18 protein-coding genes are annotated in these 20,109 nt (G+C 76.7%); 7 read left to right on the top strand and 11 right to left on the bottom strand.

Annotated elements, in window-relative coordinates:
* Positions 1-27 precede the first annotated feature (27 nt).
* The 3 genes from I4I78_RS02655 (at position 28) to I4I78_RS02645 (ending at position 2,535) form a co-directional block, all read left to right on the top strand.
* Positions 28-1,029 carry an SDR family NAD(P)-dependent oxidoreductase gene (locus tag I4I78_RS02655; RefSeq protein WP_218609546.1) on the top strand — a complete coding sequence of 334 codons (1,002 nt, stop codon included), beginning with the start codon at positions 28-30 and terminating at the stop codon, positions 1,027-1,029.
* Positions 1,030-1,275: 246 nt separating this feature from the next.
* Positions 1,276-2,118: a SigB/SigF/SigG family RNA polymerase sigma factor gene (locus I4I78_RS02650; protein WP_218609545.1), complete on the top strand. Its 843-nt coding sequence runs from the start codon at positions 1,276-1,278 to the stop codon at positions 2,116-2,118.
* 84 nt (positions 2,119-2,202) lie between these two features.
* Entirely contained in the window at positions 2,203-2,535 is a 333-nt protein-coding gene (locus tag I4I78_RS02645; protein WP_218609544.1) for a plasmid stabilization protein, read from the top strand.
* On the opposite strand, the gene I4I78_RS02640 is transcribed toward I4I78_RS02645, so the two are convergent.
* The 9 genes from I4I78_RS02640 to I4I78_RS02600 all read right to left on the bottom strand — a co-directional run bounded on the left by I4I78_RS02640 (position 2,510) and on the right by I4I78_RS02600 (position 13,173).
* The gene (locus I4I78_RS02640; RefSeq protein WP_218609543.1) at positions 2,510-3,913 is read right to left on the bottom strand and encodes a UDP-glucose/GDP-mannose dehydrogenase family protein; all 1,404 of its coding nucleotides are present in this window, start codon (positions 3,911-3,913) and stop codon (positions 2,510-2,512) included. The two genes, I4I78_RS02645 and I4I78_RS02640, sit on opposite strands and share 26 nt — an antisense overlap.
* On the bottom strand, positions 3,906-4,877 hold the full coding sequence (locus I4I78_RS02635) for a glycosyltransferase family 9 protein (RefSeq protein ID WP_308251861.1): 972 nt from the start codon (positions 4,875-4,877) through the stop codon (positions 3,906-3,908). The genes I4I78_RS02640 and I4I78_RS02635 overlap by 8 nt, the downstream gene beginning before the upstream one ends.
* On the bottom strand, positions 4,874-5,596 hold the full coding sequence (locus I4I78_RS02630; protein ID WP_218609542.1) for an SDR family oxidoreductase: 723 nt from the start codon (positions 5,594-5,596) through the stop codon (positions 4,874-4,876). Before I4I78_RS02630 ends, I4I78_RS02635 begins: the two co-directional genes overlap by 4 nt.
* Positions 5,593-7,203 carry a PfkB family carbohydrate kinase gene (locus I4I78_RS02625; RefSeq protein WP_218609541.1) on the bottom strand — a complete coding sequence of 537 codons (1,611 nt, stop codon included), beginning with the start codon at positions 7,201-7,203 and terminating at the stop codon, positions 5,593-5,595. Before I4I78_RS02625 ends, I4I78_RS02630 begins: the two co-directional genes overlap by 4 nt.
* Positions 7,200-7,748 (bottom strand): SIS domain-containing protein, encoded by a 549-nt coding sequence (locus tag I4I78_RS02620; RefSeq protein WP_374225830.1) that lies wholly within the window; start codon positions 7,746-7,748, stop codon positions 7,200-7,202. The genes I4I78_RS02625 and I4I78_RS02620 overlap by 4 nt, the downstream gene beginning before the upstream one ends.
* A gap of 20 nt (positions 7,749-7,768) precedes the next feature.
* Positions 7,769-8,782: a glycosyltransferase family 9 protein gene (locus tag I4I78_RS02615; protein ID WP_218609568.1), complete on the bottom strand. Its 1,014-nt coding sequence runs from the start codon at positions 8,780-8,782 to the stop codon at positions 7,769-7,771.
* A 95-nt stretch (positions 8,783-8,877) separates the two neighbouring features.
* The gene (locus I4I78_RS02610) at positions 8,878-10,413 is read right to left on the bottom strand and encodes an HAD-IIIA family hydrolase (RefSeq protein ID WP_218609539.1); all 1,536 of its coding nucleotides are present in this window, start codon (positions 10,411-10,413) and stop codon (positions 8,878-8,880) included.
* Positions 10,410-12,047 (bottom strand): carbamoyltransferase C-terminal domain-containing protein, encoded by a 1,638-nt coding sequence (locus tag I4I78_RS02605; protein ID WP_218609538.1) that lies wholly within the window; start codon positions 12,045-12,047, stop codon positions 10,410-10,412. The genes I4I78_RS02610 and I4I78_RS02605 overlap by 4 nt, the downstream gene beginning before the upstream one ends.
* 154 nt (positions 12,048-12,201) lie before the next feature.
* Positions 12,202-13,173, bottom strand: a complete 972-nt coding sequence (locus tag I4I78_RS02600; protein ID WP_218609537.1) for a UDP-glucuronic acid decarboxylase family protein — start codon at positions 13,171-13,173, stop codon at positions 12,202-12,204.
* Positions 13,174-13,244: 71 nt separating this feature from the next.
* Between I4I78_RS02600 and I4I78_RS02595 the strand changes: the two genes are divergently transcribed.
* Genes I4I78_RS02595 through I4I78_RS02585 form a run of 3 tightly spaced genes read left to right on the top strand, consistent with a single transcriptional unit; the run spans position 13,245 to position 15,975 of the window.
* Complete coding sequence (locus I4I78_RS02595) at positions 13,245-14,195, top strand: polysaccharide pyruvyl transferase family protein (RefSeq protein ID WP_218609536.1); 951 nt, start codon at positions 13,245-13,247, stop codon at positions 14,193-14,195.
* Positions 14,192-15,061 carry a glycosyltransferase family 2 protein gene (locus I4I78_RS02590; RefSeq protein WP_218609535.1) on the top strand — a complete coding sequence of 290 codons (870 nt, stop codon included), beginning with the start codon at positions 14,192-14,194 and terminating at the stop codon, positions 15,059-15,061. Before I4I78_RS02595 ends, I4I78_RS02590 begins: the two co-directional genes overlap by 4 nt.
* Positions 15,058-15,975, top strand: coding sequence for a glycosyltransferase family 2 protein (locus I4I78_RS02585; protein ID WP_218609534.1), 918 nt, complete (start codon positions 15,058-15,060; stop codon positions 15,973-15,975). The genes I4I78_RS02590 and I4I78_RS02585 overlap by 4 nt, the downstream gene beginning before the upstream one ends.
* A gap of 386 nt (positions 15,976-16,361) precedes the next feature.
* On the opposite strand, the gene I4I78_RS02580 is transcribed toward I4I78_RS02585, so the two are convergent.
* Positions 16,362-17,654 carry an aldehyde dehydrogenase gene (locus I4I78_RS02580; protein WP_218609533.1) on the bottom strand — a complete coding sequence of 431 codons (1,293 nt, stop codon included), beginning with the start codon at positions 17,652-17,654 and terminating at the stop codon, positions 16,362-16,364.
* Positions 17,651-18,709, bottom strand: a complete 1,059-nt coding sequence (locus I4I78_RS02575; RefSeq protein WP_226378968.1) for a glycosyltransferase — start codon at positions 18,707-18,709, stop codon at positions 17,651-17,653. The genes I4I78_RS02580 and I4I78_RS02575 overlap by 4 nt, the downstream gene beginning before the upstream one ends.
* Before the next feature lie 98 nt (positions 18,710-18,807).
* On the opposite strand from I4I78_RS02575, the gene I4I78_RS02570 reads away from it, so the two are divergent.
* Positions 18,808-20,031, top strand: a complete 1,224-nt coding sequence (locus I4I78_RS02570; protein WP_218609532.1) for a glycosyltransferase — start codon at positions 18,808-18,810, stop codon at positions 20,029-20,031.
* Positions 20,032-20,109 lie beyond the last annotated feature (78 nt).

Here is a 20,109-nt window from a genome sequence, read left to right as displayed (position 1 = left end):
GCGGGTCCCACACGGGAACGCGCCACCATGACTGATTCGACGACCGCGCCGACGACGGCATCGAGGGTGGCCTCGACCGTGGACACGGTGCTGGACCGGTCGCTGGTGCTGGGGTACGGGCGGCCGGGCCTGGCCCTGCGGCGCCTGCTGCCGGGCTGGCCCGCCGACCCGCCCCGGATGGACGGCAAGGTGGTGCTGGTGACCGGCGCCGGGTCCGGACTCGGCCTGGCCGCGGCGGCCGGCTTCGCCCGGCTCGGCGCGTCGGTACGGGCCCTGGGCCGCGACGACGGGCGGGCCACCGAGGCCGCCGACGCCGCACGCGCCGCGGCCGGCGGCGGCGACGTGCGCCCGGTGGCGTGCGACGTCAGCTCCGTCGCGGCGCTGCGCGCGATCGTCGGGCGGGTGCACGAGCAGGAGGAGCGCCTCGACGTGCTGGTGAACAACGCCGGCGTGATGCCCGACGAGCGCACGCACTCGGTCGACGGCGTCGAGCTCGCCTTCGCCACACACGTCGTCGCCCCCTGGGTGCTGACCGAGGGGCTCGCACCGCTTATGGGCCGTACCGCACCCGCGCGGGTGATCAACGTGACGTCCGGCGGGCAGTACGGGCAGCGGGTCCCGGACGGGGACGTCGAGTCCGCGCGCGACGACTACGGCCCGAAGAAGATCTACGCCCGGACCAAGCGGGCGCTGCTCGACATCACCGCGTACCAGGCGCAGCGCTTCGGTCCCGAGGTCCACGTACACGCGATGCACCCCGGATGGGCCGACACGAAGGGAGTGCGCAGCTGGATGCCGGTGTTCCGGGCGTTGACCCGGCCGGTCATCCGGACGCCGGAGGAGGGCGCGGACACGATCGTCTGGCTCGGCGGTGCGCCGGAGGGCGTGACGAGCACCGGCCTGCTCTGGCACGACCGCCGTCCGCGACCGGTCACCTACGCCGCCGGGCCGGGCGCCGACGCCGAGTCGGTGCGCCGCCAGGTCCGCGAGCACGTCGAGGCGGTCCTCGCGCGACACGGTGGCGGCTGACCTGCGGTGACGGGCCGGTACCCGGGCGCGGAATGCGGTGACCCGGCATCCGCGGTTGTGGACCTGATCCGCGCCTACTACCGTCGAAGGCGACCCGCACCGTCGTGTGCGGCGAGGACGCGTTGAACCACCCAGCGCTCCGGTACTGAAGCCTCTGGCCTCGATACCCTGGGAGTGCATCGTGCCCCTGATCCCTGAGCAGAACGCCGACCGGCAGGTACGGCGATGACGGCCACCACGTCGCCCATGACCCACCCGACCCGGGCCGGGCACCGCGACGGGCGCAACGGCTACGACGACCTCGAGCCCGACCTGCGCCTGCACGCGCAGAGCCGGGTCGGCGACCCGGGCCGCGAGGAGCGCCGGGACCGGCTGATCCGCGAGTTCCTGCCGCTGGTGCACAACCTGTCGCGGCGCTACGGCGTCGGGACGCACTCGCCGGAGGACGTGGAGCAGGCCGGCATCGTCGGCCTGATCAAGGCGATCGACCGGTACGACCCGGAGTCGGCCCGAGGTGGGCCGCTGGCCTACCTGGTGCCCAGCGTCCGCGGCGAGATGTTGCGCTACCTGCGCGATCACACGTGGGCGATGCGGGTTCCGCGCGACCTCAAGGAGCTCAGCGTCCGCGTGCGCAAGGCCACCGACGTGCTGACCCAGCAGCTGGGCCGCGCACCGCGCCCGACCGAGCTGGCCGAGGAGATCGGCGTGCCGGTCGGCGAGGTGGTCGACACGCTGGCCGCGCTGGAGTCCTACCAGGCGCACTCGCTGGACGTGCCGTTCGCCGAGGACGGGCCGAGCCTGGGGGACCGGCTCGGCGTCGAGGACGAGGCGCTCGACGTCGTCGAGCAGCGCGGCACGCTGCGGAGCCTGATCAACGAGCTCCCCGAGCGCGAGCGCACGATCCTGTTGCTGCGCTTCTACGGCGAGCAGACCCAGACCCGTATCGCCGAGCAGGTCGGGGTGTCGCAGATGCACGTGTCCCGGCTGCTGAGCCGGACGATCGAGCATCTGCGGTCCCGGATGGCGGACGAGGAGCCCGACGGCGAACCGCTGGTCGAGGATCGGCCCGGCCTGCCGGAGGACGCCTGACGGGTCCGCCGGAGAGGGCGATGTGTCGGCCGTCGTGGGCGGGGTACCCGCTCACCACGACCTGCCTCGAAGGAGGAGAGCAACATGCCCCAGGCGTGGAACGACAAGCGTGAACGACAGTACGAGCACATCAAGGAGCAGACGCAGGAGCGCGGCAGCAGCGAGGAGCGCGCCGAGGAGATCGCCGCCCGGACGGTGAACAAGGACCGCGCCCAGACCGGTGAGTCCCGGCAGGCCAGCAAGACCTCGACCCAGGACGTCTCGCCCGAGCACCGGGGCGGCAAGCGCTCCGGCAAGCGCGAGGGCCCCGGCGGCGAGACCAAGCAGCAGCTCTACGCGGACGCCCAGCGGGCCGGTGTGTCCGGCCGCTCGTCGATGAGCAAGGACGAGCTCAAGAAGGCGCTCGGGAACACGTAGCCGCGTCCCGGCGGCTCTCGGCCGCGCCGGTGCCCAGGGCGTACAGCCGCACACCGGCGCGGTCGAGCACGTCGCGGTCGAGCACGTTGCGGGTGTCCACCGCGACCGGTGTGCGGGCCACCGCGGCCATCCGGTGCCAGTCCAGGTCCCGGAACGCCGGCCATTCGGTGAGCACCACCACGGCGTCGGTGTCCTCGGCCATCCGGTACGGGTCCGGGCACGCACGGACCGGGCACCCGTGCGGCAGGTCGGCGTGCCCGACCGCGGGATCGTGCCCGGTCAGCACGGCCCCGGCGGCGTCGAGCGCGTCGGCCACCGCGAGTGCGGGGGAGTCGCGCAGGTCCGCGGTGCCGGCCTTGAACGCCAGTCCGAGCAGCCCGACCCGCAGGCCGTGCAACGGCCGTCCGGTCGCGGCGTGGACGGCACCGAGGACCCGGTCGCGCTGGTGCTCGTTGGTGCGCAACGCCTCCCGTACCGACGGCAGGTCCATCCCGGCGTCGGCGGCGATGCGCACGAGCGCCCTGCTGTCCTTCGGCAGGCACGGGCCGCCCCAGCCGGGGCCGGGGGACAGGAACGCCGGGCCGATCCGGTCGTCGAGGCCCATCGTCGCGGTCACGTCGCCGATGTCGGCGCCGACCCGCTCGCACAGTGCCGCCAGCTCGTTGACGTAGGAGGCCTTGACGCCGAGGAACGCGTTGCTGGCGTACTTGGCCATCTCGGCGCTGGGCGGGTCGGTGCGCACGAGCGGCGCGTCGATGCCGTCGTAGAGCCCGGCCACGCGGTCACCGGCCCGGTCGCACCGCGCGCCGATCACGATCCGGTGCGGGTGCAGGAAGTCGTACACGGCGTGTGCCTCGCGCAGGAACTCCGGGTTGCTGACCACCGACACGTCGTCGCGGCCGAGACGCTGCGCCAACCGGTCGGTCGTCCCCACCGGCACCGTGGACTTGGTGACCAGGACCGCGCCCGGCGCGAGCCGCTCCCGCAGCGACGGCAGCACCGAGTCCAGCGGGCCCAGGTCCGCGGAACCGTCCGGGGCCGCGGGGGTCGGCAGGCAGAGCAGGACGACCGCGGCGCCGGCGACGTCGCCCGGGTCGGTGCCGAACGAGAGCCGCCCGACGTCGAGGCCGTCGGCGAGCAGCTCGGGCAGGCCCGGTTCGTGCAGCACCGTGTGCCCGCGGCGCAGGGCTGCGACCCGGCCCGGGTCGATGTCGGTGCCGTGCACGACGTGTCCGAGCGAGGCCAGGCACACCGCGCTGGTCAGCCCGACGTAGCCGGTGCCGATCACCCCGACCCGGGTCGGGCTGCGGGGCCGGGTTCCGTTCGACCTTGTCCCGTTCGTGGTCCCGTTGGATGTCCCGTTGGATGGCTCAGCCATGGTCGGTACCTCCGCGCGCCGCGTGGCGGTCGAGTTGGGTGGTGACTGCGGCGAGTACGTCGTCGACGCCCAGCTCGAGCAGTCCGGGGTCCGCGCGGCGGGCGTGCGGGTCGCCGCGGCGGCCCGACCAGAGCGTGACGTGCCGGTGCCCCGGCCGGGCCGGGCCCCACAGCGACGGCGGGGTCGGCCCGAACAGCAGCACCGACGGTGTGCCGTAGGCGGTGGCCAGGTGGGCGACCCCGGTGTCGCCGCACAGCACCAGCCCGGCGCGCGCGACCAGGGCCGCCAGCTCGGACAGCCCGGTCCGTCCGGCCACCACCCACGACCCGGGCAACCCGGCGCGCCGGGCGACCTCGCGCGCCAGCGGCCGCTCGTCCGGACCGCCGGTGACCACGACCCGGTGCCCGGCCGCGGCCAGCGCGGCGGCGACCCAGGCGAACCGCTCGGCCGGCCACCGGCGGGCCGGGGAGGCGGCGCCCGGATGCAGCACGACCGCACCCGGGCACGGGCTGGGCACGTCCGGCTCGGCCAGGCCCAGATCGGCCGGGTCGGCCGCGATCCCGGCGTGCTCGAGCAACGCGCACCAGCGGTCGACCTCGTGCGTGTCGGCCTGCCACGGCGGGCCGCCGACGTCGGGCACGTCCGGGTGCCGGTGGGTCAGCAGCGTGCCCGGGCGGGTCCCGACCAGGTCGGTGATGCTCTCCGGGCCGCTGCCGTGCAGGTTCACCGCCAGCGCCGGCGGCGGGCCGGCCCAGCTCAGCGCGCCGAGCCCGTCGGTGGGTACCAGCTCGTCGACGACGCCGGTGAGCGCGGCCAGCTCGCGCAACGGAGCCGGCGCGGCCAGCAGGGTGGACGCGGCCGGGAACGCGCGGCGCAGCCCGCGCAGCGCGGGCACGGCGGTGAGCAGGTCACCCAGCCCGAGCGCGCGCAGCACGAGCACCCGCTCGGGAGCGGGGTCGCTCACGGCCACGAGCCCTCTTCGGAGTTGCACACCACCAGCTCACGTACCTCGCAGCCGGGCGGCTGGCGCAGCGCGAACAGCACCGTCGCCGCCGTGTGCTCGGGCCGGTTGAGCGGGGCGCCCTCCGGCGGGCGGTACTGCTCGTCGCGTCCGTCGAAGAACGCGGTGTGCATGCCGCCGGGCACCAGCATGGTGACCCCGATCCGGCCCGCGGTCTCGGCGGCCAGCGCGCGGGTGAACCCGACCACGCCGAACTTCGACGCGCAGTAGGCGGTGGCGTCGCCGACCGCGCGCACGCCCAGCGTCGAGGACACGGTGATCACCTTGCCCCGGGAACGCTCGAGGTAGGGCAGCGCGGCACGGACCACCGCGGCGGTGCCGAGCAGGTTCACCTGCACCACCCGCTCCCAGTCCTTGGTCGACAGCGAGCCGAACGGGGCCGGGTGGTCGATGCCGGCGGCGGTGACCACCGCGTCCACGGTGCCGCCCGCGCGCTCGACGAGCTCGTGCACGGCGTGCTCGGTGGCCGCGGAGTCGGCGAGGTCGACCTGCGCGTGTGCCACGTCGGCGCGCGGCGGCTCCAGGTCCAGCACCAGCGGGGTGCCCCCGTCGGCGCGGACCGCGTCCACCACGGCCGCGCCCAGGCCGGACGCTCCGCCGGTGACCAGGACGATGCCCGGGCCGGTCGTGGGGGTGCTGCTCGGCTGAGTCGTGGTTGTCATCGGACTCCTCTCGTGGGGGTGACGGGTGTCGGGGCCGCGGACCTCGAAGGCCTTCGGCCCGGCCGGTCGGGGACCGGTGCGAGACCGGGTTCGGGCAGGGAGTCGGGGACGGGGACGGGGGCCGGTGCGGTGCGCACGCCGGGCCCGCGAGCCGGTGCCGGACCCGTCCGGGCCGCTGCCACCAGCCCGGTGGTGGAGTGCTCACCGACCAGCGGCAGCACCGTGACCACGCCCCCGTGGCGTTCGACGACCTGCGCCTCCGGCAGGTGGGCGCCCTCGTAGTCGCCGCCCTTGACCCAGACGTCGGGGCGCAGCCGCTCCAGCAGCGCCGCCGGGTCGGGCTCGTCGAAGACCGCGACGGCGTCCACGGCACCGAGCGCGGCCAGTACCCGCGCGCGGTCGGCAGCCGGCACCAGGGGCCGGTCGGGGCCCTTGCGCCGGCGCACCGAGCGGTCGGAGTTCAGGCACACCACGAGCGCGTCGCCGCGTGCGCGGGCCGCCTGCAGCAGGGCCACGTGCCCGGCGTGCAGCAGGTCGAAGCACCCTCCGGTTGCGACCACCCGCCCGCCGGAGCGCCGTACCCGGTCCGCCAGCTCGAACGGGTCGGGCGGCCCGGACGAATCGAACGGCACGGGCGGCTCGGAGCGGTCGGCGCGCGGGTGCGGCTTGCTCGGGCCGTCGAGGTCACGGCCACCGGCCCCGCCGTCGCCGACGAACCGGGCCGCGGCGGCCACCGCGTCGCGGACCGCCCCTGCGGTACCGGACCCGGCGCCCAGGGCGGCCGTCGCGGCGGCGGCGAACATGTCACCGGCACCGCAGGTGTCGCGCTGCCGCAGCTGCGCGACCGGCATGCCGCCGGACCCGGTCGCCGGGACCGGGATCTCCCTCGACCCGCCGTCCGCGGGGGCCAGCACGGCGCCGTCGGCGCCCACCGTGACCGCGACCGCGTCGCACGCCCAGTGCCGGCGCAGCCGCTCGCCCAGCCCGGCGACGCCGCGGTCCGGGCCGCGGTCCTCCCCGGCGCCGGGGTCCGCGGCGCGGGCCTCGGCGCGGTTCGGTGTGACCAGGCGTGCGCCCGGAACCGGCGCCGCGCCGCGCGGGTGCGGGTCCCACACCACCGGGGTGCCGGCGTCGAGCCCGGCCAGCGCCCGGCGCAGGCCCTCGTGCGCGGCGACACCGCGGCCGTAGTCGGAGACCAGGACCGCGTCCGCCGCGTGCAGGGCGCGCCGGACCTGCGGTGGCACCGGACCGGGGGCCGCGCGGCCGTCGCCGGTGTCCAGGCGGGCCAGCACCTCCCCTCCGGTCAGCACCCGGGTCTTGCACACGGTGCCGCCGCGCAGCGGCAGCGCGACCAGCTCGACCCGCCCGGCCAGCAGCCGGGCGAGGCGGGCGCCGGCCTCGTCGTCGCCCAGCGCGGTGACGAGCACGACCCGGTCGACACCGGGCAGCTCGGCCGCCAGCACCGCCGCCAGGCCCGCACCGCCCGGCCGGGCCCGCTCACCGGCCACGTCCACGACCGGTGCCGGCGCGTCCGGGCAGCTGCGTTCGACCGCGCCGAGCATGTCCACGTCGAGCAGCACGTCGCCGAGGACGACGACTGCGGTCACCGGGGCGCCCCGATCGCGTCCAGGCGCTCGTCCAGGGCCTCGCAGAGCGCGTGCACCAGGAACAGGTGGATCTCCTGGACGGTGGAGGTGCGGGGGGCGTCGACGGTGACGGCGTCGTCGCACACCGCGGCCAGCGGGTTCGGCGCCGGGCCGGTGAGCGCCCACGCCCACATCCCGACCTCGTGCGCGGCCTTGGCCGCGGCGACCACGTTCGGGCTGCTGCCGCTGGTGGAGAGCAGCACCAGCACGTCGCCCCGGCGGCCGTGCGCCCGCACCTGCCGGGCGAACAGCTCGTCCGGGCCGTAGTCGTTGCCGATCGCGGTCCCGGCCGAGGTGTCGGCGTGCAGTGCGATCGCCGAGAGCGGCATCCGGTCGCGCACGTAGCGACCGACCAGCTCCCCGGTCAGGTGCTGGGCCTCGGCCGCGCTCCCGCCGTTGCCGCAGGCCAGCAGCCGGCCGCCGGAGGGCAGCAGCGCGGCCAGGTGCCGGCCCCAGGCCGTGATCGTCGGCAGCGAGGGACGGACGCGTTCCAGGGCGTGGGACAGGTCGGTGAGCTGGCTCTCGGTCACGGCGATCCTCCCGTTGTCATGCGGCCGGCCGGTGTGGCCAGCCGGTTAGTGGCGCTCACCACGTCCCGGGTGGTGATCGAGTCGAGGCAGGGGTGGCCGCGCACCGGGCAGCGGCGCGCCCGGGTGTCGCGGCACGGCGCGTCCTGGTCGCCGAGCAGGATCGTCGGGACCCGGTGCGGCGCCCACCGCCGCGCCGGCACGACCGGCGCGAACAGCGACACCACCGGGGTGCCGACGGCCGCGGCCAGGTGCGCGGTGCCGGTGTTCGGCGCGACCGCGACGGCGGCCCGGTCCAGGACGGCGGCCAGCCCGGGCAGGTCGGTCGCGCCGCCCAGGTCCCGTGCGCCGTGCACGGCCACCTGCGCGGTCAGCTCCCGCTCGTGCGGCGCGCCGGTGACCAGCACCCGGTGGCCGTCGGCGAGCAGCCCGCGCACGTGCTCCGCGCTGCGCTGCGCCGAGGGCCGCCGTGCCGGCACCGACGCGCCCGGATGCACCACCACGTAACCGGGCGGCCCGGTCAGCGCGGAGACGTCCGGGAGCGGGCGGCGGACCGCGAGCGCGCCGTCGTCCCCGGGCGGGGTCGGGTAGCCCGCGGCGCGCACCAGCGACAGCCCGCGTTCGGCCTCCGGCAGGTCGTCGCGCACCCGGTGGCGCAGGTCGAGCAGCGACCCGGGGTAGTCCTCGCTGACCGCGCCGATCCATCCGACGCCCGCCGTGCGCAGCACCAGCGCCAGCGGTAGGGCGGACTGGTGGAAGGAGGTGAGCACGATCGCGGCGTCGACGCCCTCGGCGCGCACCGCGTCGGCCAGGTCCCGGACCGCGTCGGCGGTCACCGGCGGCGGCTCCGGGTCGATCCACGGCGCGCACCACTGCAGGACGGTGTCCACCCCGGGCAGCATGTCCGCCCCGGCCCGGCCGCGCGGCCCCGCCAGCAGCACCACCCGGTCGGCCCGGGCGGCGACGGCCCGGACGCTCGGCCCGGCGAGCAGCACGTCGCCGACGTTGTCCATCCGGGCCACCAGCACGGTGCCGCCGGGAGCGGGCACGTCCGACACCGGCCCGGTGGCCCCGGGTTCGGGCGGGGCGGGCGCCGCCGCGGCGGCGCTCACCGCGCACCCGCCAGCGCGACCTCCACGCCGTGGCGCAGGTCGCGGGCCACGGCGGCGTGCGCGCGGGCGTGCACGACCTCGTCCGGCAGGGTGCGTGCGGTCGGCACCAGCACCGCCCGCGCACCGGCCGCGAGCGCGGCACGCACGTCGGCGCCGGTGTCGCCGAGGACCACGCACCGCCGGACGTCGACGCCCAGCGCCGCCGCGGCGCGGTGCACCAGCCCGGGGGCGGGCTTGCGGCAGGCGCAGCCGTCGTCCTCGCCGTGCGGGCAGACCTGCCAGGTGCCGAACGGGCCGAGCAGCTCCTCGACCCGGGCGTTCACCGCGGTCAGCCGGTCCGGGGCGATCAGCCCGCGGGCGACCCCGGACTGGTTGCTGACGACCCCGACCGGGATCCCGGCCGCGCGCAGCCGGTCCATCAGCTCGGCGGCGCCGTCGACCGGCCGCACCCCGTCCGGGTCGGCCAGGTACGGGACGTCGACGATCAGGGTGTCGTCGCGGTCGAACAGCACCGCGGCCGGGAGGGCCCGGTCCGGCGACGGGCCGCGCCGCACCCTCAGCTCGCCGCGCAGCCGTTGCGCGCAGGCCACCGGCGGGATCGCCACGCTGGTCACCGCCATCGAGACGAGCTCGGTGCCGGTGCGTGGCCCGGGTGCGATCCGGCGGGCGGCGAACTCGGTGGTCAGCCCGGCCCAGCCGAGGGCCGCGGCCCATCCGGCCCGCCGGTGCCCGGTCGCCAGTAACCCCGCACCGGCCAGGCCCGCGGCCACCGTCAGCGCGTGCCGGGACAGACGCCCCGTCCCGGCCCCGGCGCCGTCGCGCCATCCGCGTCCGTGCTTGCGGCGCATCAGCGCGTCGTCGGCGTTGCCGGCCTGCGCGCGCACGCTCGTCCACCGGTCGGCCGCGCGCGGCGGGTGCGTGGTGACCCGGTCGCCGTCGACGATCCGGTACCCGGCTGCCCGCACCCGCAGCCCCAGGTCGGAGTCCTCGCGGTAGGCCCGGGGGAACCGCTCGTCGAAACCGCCGACGGCGAGCAGCGCGTCGCGGCGGTAGGCCATGTCGGCGGTGATCCAGCGGGCGCCGGACAGCGCGGCCGTGCCCCGCTCGTCGTCGGTGGGGCTTCGGTGCGGGGGCAGCGGGACCGCGATCCGGGCCTGCGAGGCGGCCACGTCGGGGGCCAGGTCGCGCAGGTCGGCGGCGAGGAGGTGCGGCCAGTCCGCGGGGACCCGCACGTCGTCGTCGAGGAAGGCGACCCACGGCGTGCGGGCGGCGCGCCACCCGGTGTTGCGGGCCGCGGCCGGACCGTGCCCGCCGGAGTGCAGGACGCGTTCGTCGTGGTGCCCGGGCAGCGGGTCGGTGCCCGGGTCCGGCCGGTCGTCGACCAGGACGATCTCGTCCGGGCCGGGCCCGTCCGCGGCGCGCAGGTCGGCCAGCAGGTCGGCCAGCCGTGCGCGCCCGGCGGTCGGGACGACGACCGTGTAGGCGGGGTGCCCGTCGGCGCCGTGCGCGGGAGGCCCGTCGGCGCGGCTCACCGGCGCACCACGAACGGCCCGATCGCGAGCAGGTCCACCGGGGCCGAGCCGAACGTCTCCAGGGCCTCGCGCGGGTGGTCGACCATCGGCCGTCCCGCCGTGTTGAGGCTGGTGTTGACCACGGCCGGGATCCCGGTGCGCTCCTCGAACGCGGCCAGCGTCGCCGCGAGCCGCGGCCGGTCGGTGTCGTCGACGGTCTGGATCCGGGCGGTGCCGTCCACGTGCGTCACCGCAGGGATCCGGTCGCGCCACTGCGGCGCGACGTCGTGCACGAACAGCATGTACGGGCTGGGCACCGGTCCGCGGCCGAAGATCTCGCCGGCCCGCTCGGTGCGCACCATCGGCGCGACCGGGCGGAACTGCTCGCGGCCCTTGACGTCGTTGAGCCGTTCGAGGTTCTCCGCCCGCCCGGGGTGGGCGAGCAGCGAGCGGTTGCCCAGCGCGCGCGGCCCGAACTCGGAGCGGCCCTGGAACCAGGCGACGACCCCGTCCGAGGCCAGCGTGGCGGCGACGGTGTCGGCGATGTCGTCCGGGCGCTCGTAGCGCACCCGGGCGCGGCGCAGGACGTCCTCCAGCTCGTCGTCGGTCCACGCCCGTCCCAGGTCGGCGCCGGGCATCGGGGTGATCGTGTCGCCGGCTTCGGCCGCCAGGTGCAGGGCCGCACCGAGCGCGGTGCCGGCGTCCCCGGCGGCGGGCTGCACCCAGACCTCGTCGAACGGGCCCTCGTCGTGCAGCCGGGTGTTGGCGACGCAGTTCAGCGCGATCCCTCCGGCCAGCGCCAGCCGCGAGGACCCGGTCACCCCGTGCAGCCACCGCGCCAGGTCCAGGAGCACGTCCTCGAGCCGGCGCTGCATGCTGGCGGCCAGGTCGGCGTGCTCGGCGGTGATCGGGTCGGCGGGGCCGCGGCGCGGCGCGAACCGGGACAGGTCGGTCGGGGTGGCCACGAAGCCGCCGTCGCCGGTGGCGTGCATCGTCCTCGCGAGGGCGTCGGTGAACCGGGGGGTCCCGTAGGACGCCAGCGCCATCACCTTGTACTCGTCGCTGGAACGGCGGAAGCCGAGGTGCTCGGTCAGCTCCTCGTAGCGCAGGCCCAGCGAGTCCGGCAGGCGCTGGGTGGCGAGTTCCTCGAGCTTGCCGTCGCGGTACTGCCCGGCCAGGTAGGACGTCGACTCGCCGCGCCCGTCCGCGACCAGCACCGCGCAGTCCGACCCGGTGGCGGCCGAGCGGGGCGCGGCCGGCCCGGCCGACGCGGCGTGCGCGACGTGGTGCCCGACGTGGCGCACCACGCCGGGGTCGAGGCCGGGCAGCGCGCTCCGCAGGAACAGCGGTGCCCGGGCGGCGTAGTCGGTGCGCAGCTGCTCCCACCCGTCGTCGGTGCCCTCCTGCCCGGGCTCGACCAGCGACGGGTCGTAGGAGTAGGCGACGGCGTCGAGGTCGGCGGCGTCGATCCCGGCCCGGGCCAGGCACCAGGCGGCCGCCTCGGCGGGCTGCTCCCAGGCCGAGAACGGCACCGGCTCCTTACCGTGCTTGCGCCGGGTGAATCGCTCCTCCTCGGCTGCGGCGACCACCCGCCCGTCGACGACGAGGGCGGCGGCCGGGTCGTGGAACACGGCGTTGACGCCGAGGATCCGCATCGCTGTCTCACCTTCGTGCAGGTCGGGGGCCGGACGGGCAGTCGACTACCCGGCGCGTTCGCCGGCAAACGATCGGGACCGAAGTCCCTGGACGTCGCTACTGCGCGCAGTCGACCGGTTCCGCCCGGGGCGGGAACGGCAGCCCGGCCCCGGGTCAGGCCGGGTCCGCGACCGGCATCCGGGCGGCGAACCAGGCCGACGTGCGCGCCAGACCGTCGGACAGCTCGACCTCCGGTTCCCACCCGATCTGCTCGCGGGCCAGCGTGATGTCCGGGCACCGCCGGCACGGGTCGTCGACGGCCGCCGGGACGTGTCCGATCGGGGACCCGAGGCCGACCAGGTCGTTGATCGCCTCCGCGAACTCGCGCACGCTGCGTTCCTGCGGGTTGCCGATGTTGACCGGGCCCGGGTGGCCGGACCCGGCCAGCGCCAGCAGGCCGCCGACCGTGTCGTCGACGTAGCACAGCGACCGGGTCTGCTCCCCGGTGCCGGCCACGGTCAACGGCTTCCCGGCCAGCGCCTGCCCCAGGAACGCCGGGACCATCCGCCCGTCGTCCGGGCGCATCCGCGGGCCGTAGGTGTTGAAGATCCGCGCGATCGTCGTGTCCAGGCCGTACTCCCGGCGGTGCGCGGAGGTCATGGCCTCGGCGTAGCGCTTGGCCTCGTCGTAGACGCTGCGCGGCCCGATCGGGTCGACGTGCCCGCGGTAGCTCTCGGGCTGCGGGTGCTCCTGCGGGTCGCCGTAGACCTCGCTGGTCGAGGCGAGCAGGAACCGTGCGCCGTGCCGTCCGGCCAGGCCCAGCGCGTTCTCGGTGCCCTGCGACCCGGCGCGCAGGGTCGCGATCGGACGGCTGAAGTAGTCGACGGGGGATGCGGCCGAGGCGAGGTGGGCCACCAGGTCGACCCGACCGGCCCCGCGCCCCGGGTCCCACGGCTCGGTGACGTCGTGCTCGACCAGCCGGAACCCGGGCTCGCCGAGCAGGTGGGCCACGTTCTCCCGTCGGCCGCTGGAGAAGTCGTCCAGGCAGATCACGCGGGTGCCGCTGGCGAGCAGCCGCTCGCAGAGGTGCGAACCGAGGAACCCGGCGCCGCCGGTGATCACGGCATGGGTGAACGACGTCGTCATGCGTGGCTCCTACCACCGGCACCGGCGGTCAAACGGAGATTGACCCGGCCGCCACCGGGTACCGGGGCTCCATGCGGATACTGGTGGCCGGGTGGGCCAGCTTCGTCGACGGGGAGGCCACGGCGGGCGACGTGCTCGCCATGTCCCGCGTCGCGCAGATCCTCGACGACGCCGGCCTGGCCTGCGACCAGGCGTTCAGCCCGGTCTTCCGGCCCGGGTCGCTGAGCCTGGACCAGGCGGCGCCGGAGGCGTACTCGCACCTGGTGTTCGTCTGCGGACCCGCGCACGGTGCGCAGGTGCGGGCGCTGCACCGCCGCTACGCGCGGTGCCGCCGGATCGCGGTGGGTGTGAGCGTGATCGACCCGGCCGACGATGCGGTGACCGGTTTCGACCGGGTGCTGGCCCGCGACGGCGCCGGTGCCGCCCCCGACCTGTGCTTCTCGGCCGCGCCGCCGGCGTCGGTCCCGGTGCTCGCGACGGCGCTGGCCCCCGGCCAGGCCGAGTACGGCGCCCGCGGGCGGCACGGTCCGGTGCACGAGGCACTGGGGGAGTGGCTGCTCGGACTCGACGCCGCGCGGGTCCCGATCGACACCCGGCTCGACAGCCGCGACTGGCGCCAGTGCGCCACACCCGACCAGTTCGCCGCGCTGGTGGCCCGGTTCGACGTGCTGGTCACCTCGAGGCTGCACGGCCTGGTCTTCGGGCTCCGCGCCGGGGTCCCGGTGCTGGCGGTGGACCCGGTCGGGGGCGGCGGCAAGGTCGCCGCGCAGGCGTCGACGCTGGGCTGGCCGGGCGTGGTCACCGCCGACGAGCTCGTCGGGCCGGGAGCGGCCCCCGGCGACGTCCTGGACCGCTGGTGGGCGTGGTGTCGCTCAGAGCGGGCCCGTGCTCTGGCCCGGTCCCTGTCCGACCAATCCCTGTCCGACCGGCCCCTGTCCGCCCAATCCCTGTCCGACCGGCCCGGTGAGGACGGGCTCGAGCCTGCGCTGCTGGCCGTCCTGCGGGTGGAGGTGCCGGCGTGACCCCGTCGCGGACGACCGTGGTGATCGCGACCCGCAACCGTTGCGAGGAGCTGGCCACCACCCTGTCGCACCTGCGCGAGCTCGATCCGGCCCCGCCGGTCGTCGTGGTGGACAACGCCTCCACCGACGACACCGCGGGCACCGTCCGCGGCTTCGCCGGGACCCGGCTGGTGTCGTTGCCCGGCAACGACGGCGCCGCCGCCCGCAACGCGGGCGTGCGGTACGCGGACACCCCCTACGTCGCGTTCTCCGACGACGACTCGTGGTGGGCGCCGGACGCGCTGGCGCGTGCCGAGGCGGTGTTCGACGCGCACCCGCGCCTGGGCCTGCTCGCCGCGACCACGCTGGTCGGCCCGCAGGACCGGTCGGACCCGGTGAACGCCGCGATGGCCGCCAGCCCGCTGCCCTGTGACCCTTCCCTGCCCGGGCCGTCGGTGCTCGGTTTCCTGGCATGCGCGGCCGTCGTGCGGGCCGATGCCTACCGGCAGGTCGGCGGGTTCAGCGCGTTGCTGCGCTTCGGCGCGGAGGAGACGTTGCTGGCCTGCGATCTCGCAGCGAGCGGCTGGGCCGTGTGCCACGTCCCGCAGGTGCGCGCCCACCACCATCCTTCGCCGCACCGGCCGGACCCGGACGCGCGTGCGGCGCTGGAGCTGCGCAACCGGCTGCTGATCGCGGTGCTGCGCCGTCCGGGCCCCGTGGTCGCGCGGGCGTTCGCCGACACGGCCGAGCGCGCCGCCCGGGACCCGGTGGCCCGACGCGCGCTCGGTGGGGCGCTGCGTCGCCTGGCTCCGGCCTGGCGGGACCGCCGGGTACTGCCTCACGCGGTCGAACGCGACGTGTGCCTGCTCGCGGACGGTGCGGCATGAGCACGCCGGCGGCCGGGCCCGGCGACGCCCCGGTGACCGTCGTCATGATCACCCACAACCGGGCCGACGAGCTGCGGCGCACCTTGACGGCCATGACGGCGCTGCCTGACGCCGCACCGATCATCCTGGTGGACAACGCCTCCACCGACGGCACGGCGGACATGGTGGAGCGCGAGTTCGGCCAGGTGGAACTGATCCGCGGTGATCGCAACCTCGGCGCTGTGGGGCGCAACGTGGCCGTGGACCGGGTCCGCACCCGGCACGTCGCGTTCTGCGACGACGACACCCGCTGGCAGTCCGGTGCGCTGACCCGGGCCGCCGCACTGCTCGACGCGCACCCCGGGCTCGCGTCGGTGACCGGGCGCTGCCTGGTCGAGCCCGGCCTGGCCGAGGACCCGATCACCCCGGAGATGCGGTACTCGCCGGTCCCCGGCCCGGCCTGGCTGCCCGGGCCGGCCCTGCTCGGTGTGATGGCCGGGCTGACGACGTTCCGGGTCTCGGCGTTCCGCGGCGTCGGCGGGTTCTGCGAGAAGATGTGGCTCGGCGGCGAGGAGGAGCTGCTGGCACTGGACCTGGCCGCCGCGGGGTGGTGGATGTGCTGGGCCCCCGACGTGGTGGTGCACCACGCGCCCTCGACCGCTCGGGACCCGCGCGGGCGCCGCCGCCTCGGTATCCGCAACACGCTGTGGACGCTGTGGCTGCGCCGGCCGGTGCGCAGCGCGGCCCGGCGGTCGGTGGAGGTCCTGCGCGGTGCGCCGGCCGACGCCGCCACCGCCCGGGCCGTGCTGTCCGCACTGGCCGGGGCGGTGTGGGTGCTGCGCGGGCGCCGGGTGGTGCCGCCGCACGTCGAGGCGGGCCTGGTACTGCTCGAGGAGCCGCAGCGCCGCTCCACCGCCCGCCGCTACGTCGGCTGACCCGACCCACCGCCGCACCCTCGACCCGCCACCGCGCGCTCCGCGTGCCGACGCGACCGCGGCAACGCGCGCATCGACGAGCCCGGCGCGCGTCCGCAAGCCCGGCGCGCGGGCGTCACGTTATGGCGGTGGCGATGACCAGGTCGCGACGCTCGTCGGGTCCGGCGACCGCCCGGTGACGCCGGGCGTCACGAGATGGCGCTCCGGCCGGCCATAACGTGACGCTCGCCGGCCGGTGGGCCGCCGAGGACATCGGGTGACGCACGATGGCTGCCGCGGACCGGTCCCGCAGCGATGGCGCGTCGCTCGGCGTGCCCGGCAGGACCCGGGCGACCCGCGCCCGGACGCCGCGTGTCCCGGGGCCGGGCTCGGCGACCGGACGGGGCCTACCAGGCCCCGTCCGGCGGCGGGGCGAGGTGCAGCACCTTGACCGTGCTCATCTCGTCGAGAAGCTCCGGCCCGAAGCCGAAGCCCTGCCCGCTACAGCCCCGCGGCTCGGCCGCACCGCCGGGCGCGCCGCCGAACACGTCGTTGACCTTCACGGTGCCCACCGGCAGCCTGCTCCAGGCGCGCTGAGCGTGCTCCATCGAGCGGGTCAGCACGCCCGCGCCCAGCCCGTGCGGCCCGGCCGCGGCCTCGAGAAGGGCCTGGTCGAAGTCGTCGACCGCCCGCACGGCCGCGACCGGGCCGAACGTCTCCTCGGCGTAGGCCGCCATCTCCGGGGTGCACCCGGACAGCACGGTCGCCGGGTACGACGCGCCCTCGCCGTCGGGCACCTCGCCGCCGATGTGGCACACCGCGCCGGCCGCCACCGCGGCACTCACGTGGGCGTGCACGCCGTCGCGGTGCGCCCGGTCCACCAGCGGCAGGTTCCCGCGCCGGCGCGCCTGCTCGGTGAGTGCCTCGATGAAGGGCACCGCGATCCGCCGGTGCACCAGGATCCGCTCGACCGAGACGCAGATCTGCCCGGAGTTGGCGAAGCTGCCCAGGGCGGCCTGTTCGGCGGCCCAGCCGGGGTCGACGTCGTCGTCGATCAGCAGCGGGTCGTTGCCGCCGTTCTCCAGCAGCACCTTCGCGCCGGTGACGGCGGCCGCCGCGGCGATGCTGCGCCCGGCCCGGGTGCTACCGACGTGCGCGACCAGGTCGACCTCCTCGGCGCCGGCCAGCTCCGCGCCGACCGCCCCGTCCCCGGACACGGTCGCCACCACGTCCGTGCGTTCGATCGCCCCGGCGATGGCCTGCCCGAGCAGCTCACCGACCTTCGGCGCGCGCTCGCTGGGCTTGTGCACCACCACGTTGCCGGTGGCCAGCGCCGCCCCGATCAGGCCGCAGGCGATCGCGACCGGGTCGTTCCACGGCGTGATCGCGACGACCACGCCGCGCGGTCGCGGGATCATCAGGTCGGTCGCCGAGTCGCCGCCCTGCAGCGCGCGCCCGCGGTGCACCGGGCCGAGCTCGGCGTACTGGTCCAGCGTCCCGGCACCGGCCAGGACACCCTCGCGGGCGTCGTCGCGCGGACGGCCGGTCTCGGCCTCCTGGCAGGCGGCCAGCTCGTCGGCCTGCTCGCGCACCGCCTGCGCGGCGACGTGCAGCAGCCGGCCGCGCTCGGCGGGCGGGGTGGCCGCCCATCCGGGAGCGGCGGCGCGGGCACGGTGCAGGGCGGACGTGGACGTCGTCATGAGGTCTCCTCGATCGTCGTGCGGGTGAGCGGGGCCCCGCCCGTCCGGGGCGGGAGCCGGGTCGTGAGGACCGTGCGGCGCGGTCCGACGGCCTCGTCGAGCAGCTCGTCCCAGCGGCGCAGGAACGCGGCCTGGCCGTGCTGGGTGAGCGCGTGCGCGCGGGCCGCGGCCCCGGCCGAGGCCGCGTGTTCCGGGTCGCGCACGAACCGGCGCACGCCCTCGACCAGCTCCGCGACGTCGGTGGAGAGCACCCCGGCCGCGGGCGGGACGGCCGCGACGGCCTCGGTGCTCGCGACGGCCACCACCGGCATGCCCAGGGCCATCGCCTCGATCAGCGACAGCCCGAGCGAGGTCCACCGGGCGGTGTGCACGTACACCCGCCGGCGCGCCATCTCCGGGTGCAGCCGCGCCTGCCCGAGGTCGCCGACGCCGCACACACCCTCATGCGCCGCGCCGAGCTCGTCGGCGCCGATCCCGTAGACGTCGACCGGGGCAGCGAGCGCGATCCGGTCCAGCAGGTCGGTGCCGGTGACCCGGCCGCGCCGGATCGGTTCGTTGATCAGCGCGGCCGCCCGGGGGAGCTCGCCGGTGTAGCGGTGGCCCGGGTCCGGGATCCCGTGCGACACCACGGTGCTCGGCCGGTCGCCGTTGTCCCACATCAGGTCGTTGAAGTGGGTGACGTGCACGAGCCCGACCTCCGGGTGCCCGGCCATCGGGTGCCGGGTGCGCACCGGGTGCTCGTGCGGCGTGTTGTGCTCGACGTAGATCGCCGGCACGTCCACCCCCGGCCGGCGGCCCAGCCACCGGTGCGCCAGTTCGAGCTCCTCCGGCCGCTGCAGCAACACCACGTCCACGTCGGCGCCGCCGAGGTCGCCGGCCGGGACCTCGCGCACCGAGGCGGGCCAGTCCCGCCCGCAGCGCCCGCGGCCCCACGGACCTCCCTCGGGCAGCGTGGGGAGCAGATAGGTGTGGCGCCCCTGCACGAACGAGCCGGTCCACGAACCGTGTACGTGCCAGAGCAGGATGCGCAGCGGAGCGGTCGCGGGCGTGGGCATGGTCCACGCGTTGCCGCCACACCGTCGGTCAAACCCGCCGCGGACGATCTCGGCGGGACCGCCAGGTTTGAAGCGGCCCGTGGCGGTCACCCGCCACCGTGCACATCGCAATGGTCTCCGAGCACGCCAGCCCGCTCGCCGAACCGGGCGGGCCGGACTGCGGCGGTCAGAACGTCCACGTCCGCGAGCTGGCCTGCGCCCTGGCCCGGGCCGGGCACCGGGTCACCGTGCACACCCGCCGCGACGACGCGGCGCTGCCCGAGTGGGTCGAGCTCCGCGCGGGCGTGCGGGTGCACCACCTCGACGCCGGCCCCGCGGTGTCGCTGCCCAAGGACGACCTCATCGCGCACGTCCCGCAGATGGCCCGCGAGCTCGAACGTGCCTGGCGCGGAGACCGGCCGGACGTCGTGCACGCGCACTTCTGGATGTCCGGGCAGGCCGCGCTGGCGGCCGCCAGGGGACTCGACGCAGCCCTCCCGGTGGTGCAGACGTTCCACGCGCTCGGCGCTGTCAAGGCGCGCCACCAGGGCGGTGCCGACACCAGCCCGGCCGGTCGGTGCGCCGCCGAGGCACACCTGGCCCGCGCCGTGGACCGGGTCATCGCCTCCTGTCCCGACGAGCGCGACGAGCTGTCCGCCCTCGGCGCGCCGGTGTCCACGCTGGTCACGGTGCCCTCCGGGGTGGACACCGGCCTGTTCGCGCCGGTCGGCCCGGTGCGCCGGCGCGGGGCCCGCCCGCGGGTGCTCACCGTCGGGCGCCTGGTCCGGCGCAAGGGGGTGGACGAGACGGTCGAGGCGTTGGCCGAGGTTCCCGGGGCCGAGCTGCTGGTCGCCGGCGGGCCGGCGGACCCGGCCGACGAGGCGACCGACCCGGACACCTGCCGGCTGCGCGCGGTCGTGCACCACGCCGGCGTGGCCGACCGGGTGCGCTTCGCCGGGGCGGTGTCGCGGGACCGGATGCCCGCGATGCTGCGCTCGGCCGACGTGGTGGTGTGCGCGCCCTGGTACGAGCCGTTCGGCATCGTGCCCCTGGAGGCGATGAGCTGCGGACGCCCGGTGGTGGCGACCGCGGTCGGCGGGCTGCGCGAGACCGTCGTGCACGGGGAGACCGGGCTGCACGTCGCGCCGCGGCGCGCCGACGAGATCGCCGCCGCCCTGCGCGCCCTGCTGGCCGACCCGGCCCGGCGCACCGCCTACGGGTCGGCCGGGCGCCGCCGCGTGCTCGGCGCCTACTCCTGGGACCGGGTCGCGGAGTCGGTCACGCAGGTATACGAGGACGCCGTCCGCCACCGCGTCCGGACGCCGGCCGTCTCGGCCGTGTGAGGGCGGCCCGCGCCGCCGTGCGCGGGCGGTCGCGGGGAAAACGGCATCGTGCCCGGTTGGGGTGACATGTGGCGGGAA

This window comes from Pseudonocardia sp. KRD291 (genome assembly GCF_019263595.1).
Lineage (GTDB): Bacteria > Actinomycetota > Actinomycetes > Mycobacteriales > Pseudonocardiaceae > Pseudonocardia.
The sequence above is the reverse complement of the archived record's forward strand: the minus strand, read 5'-3'. Positions and strand labels throughout refer to the sequence as shown.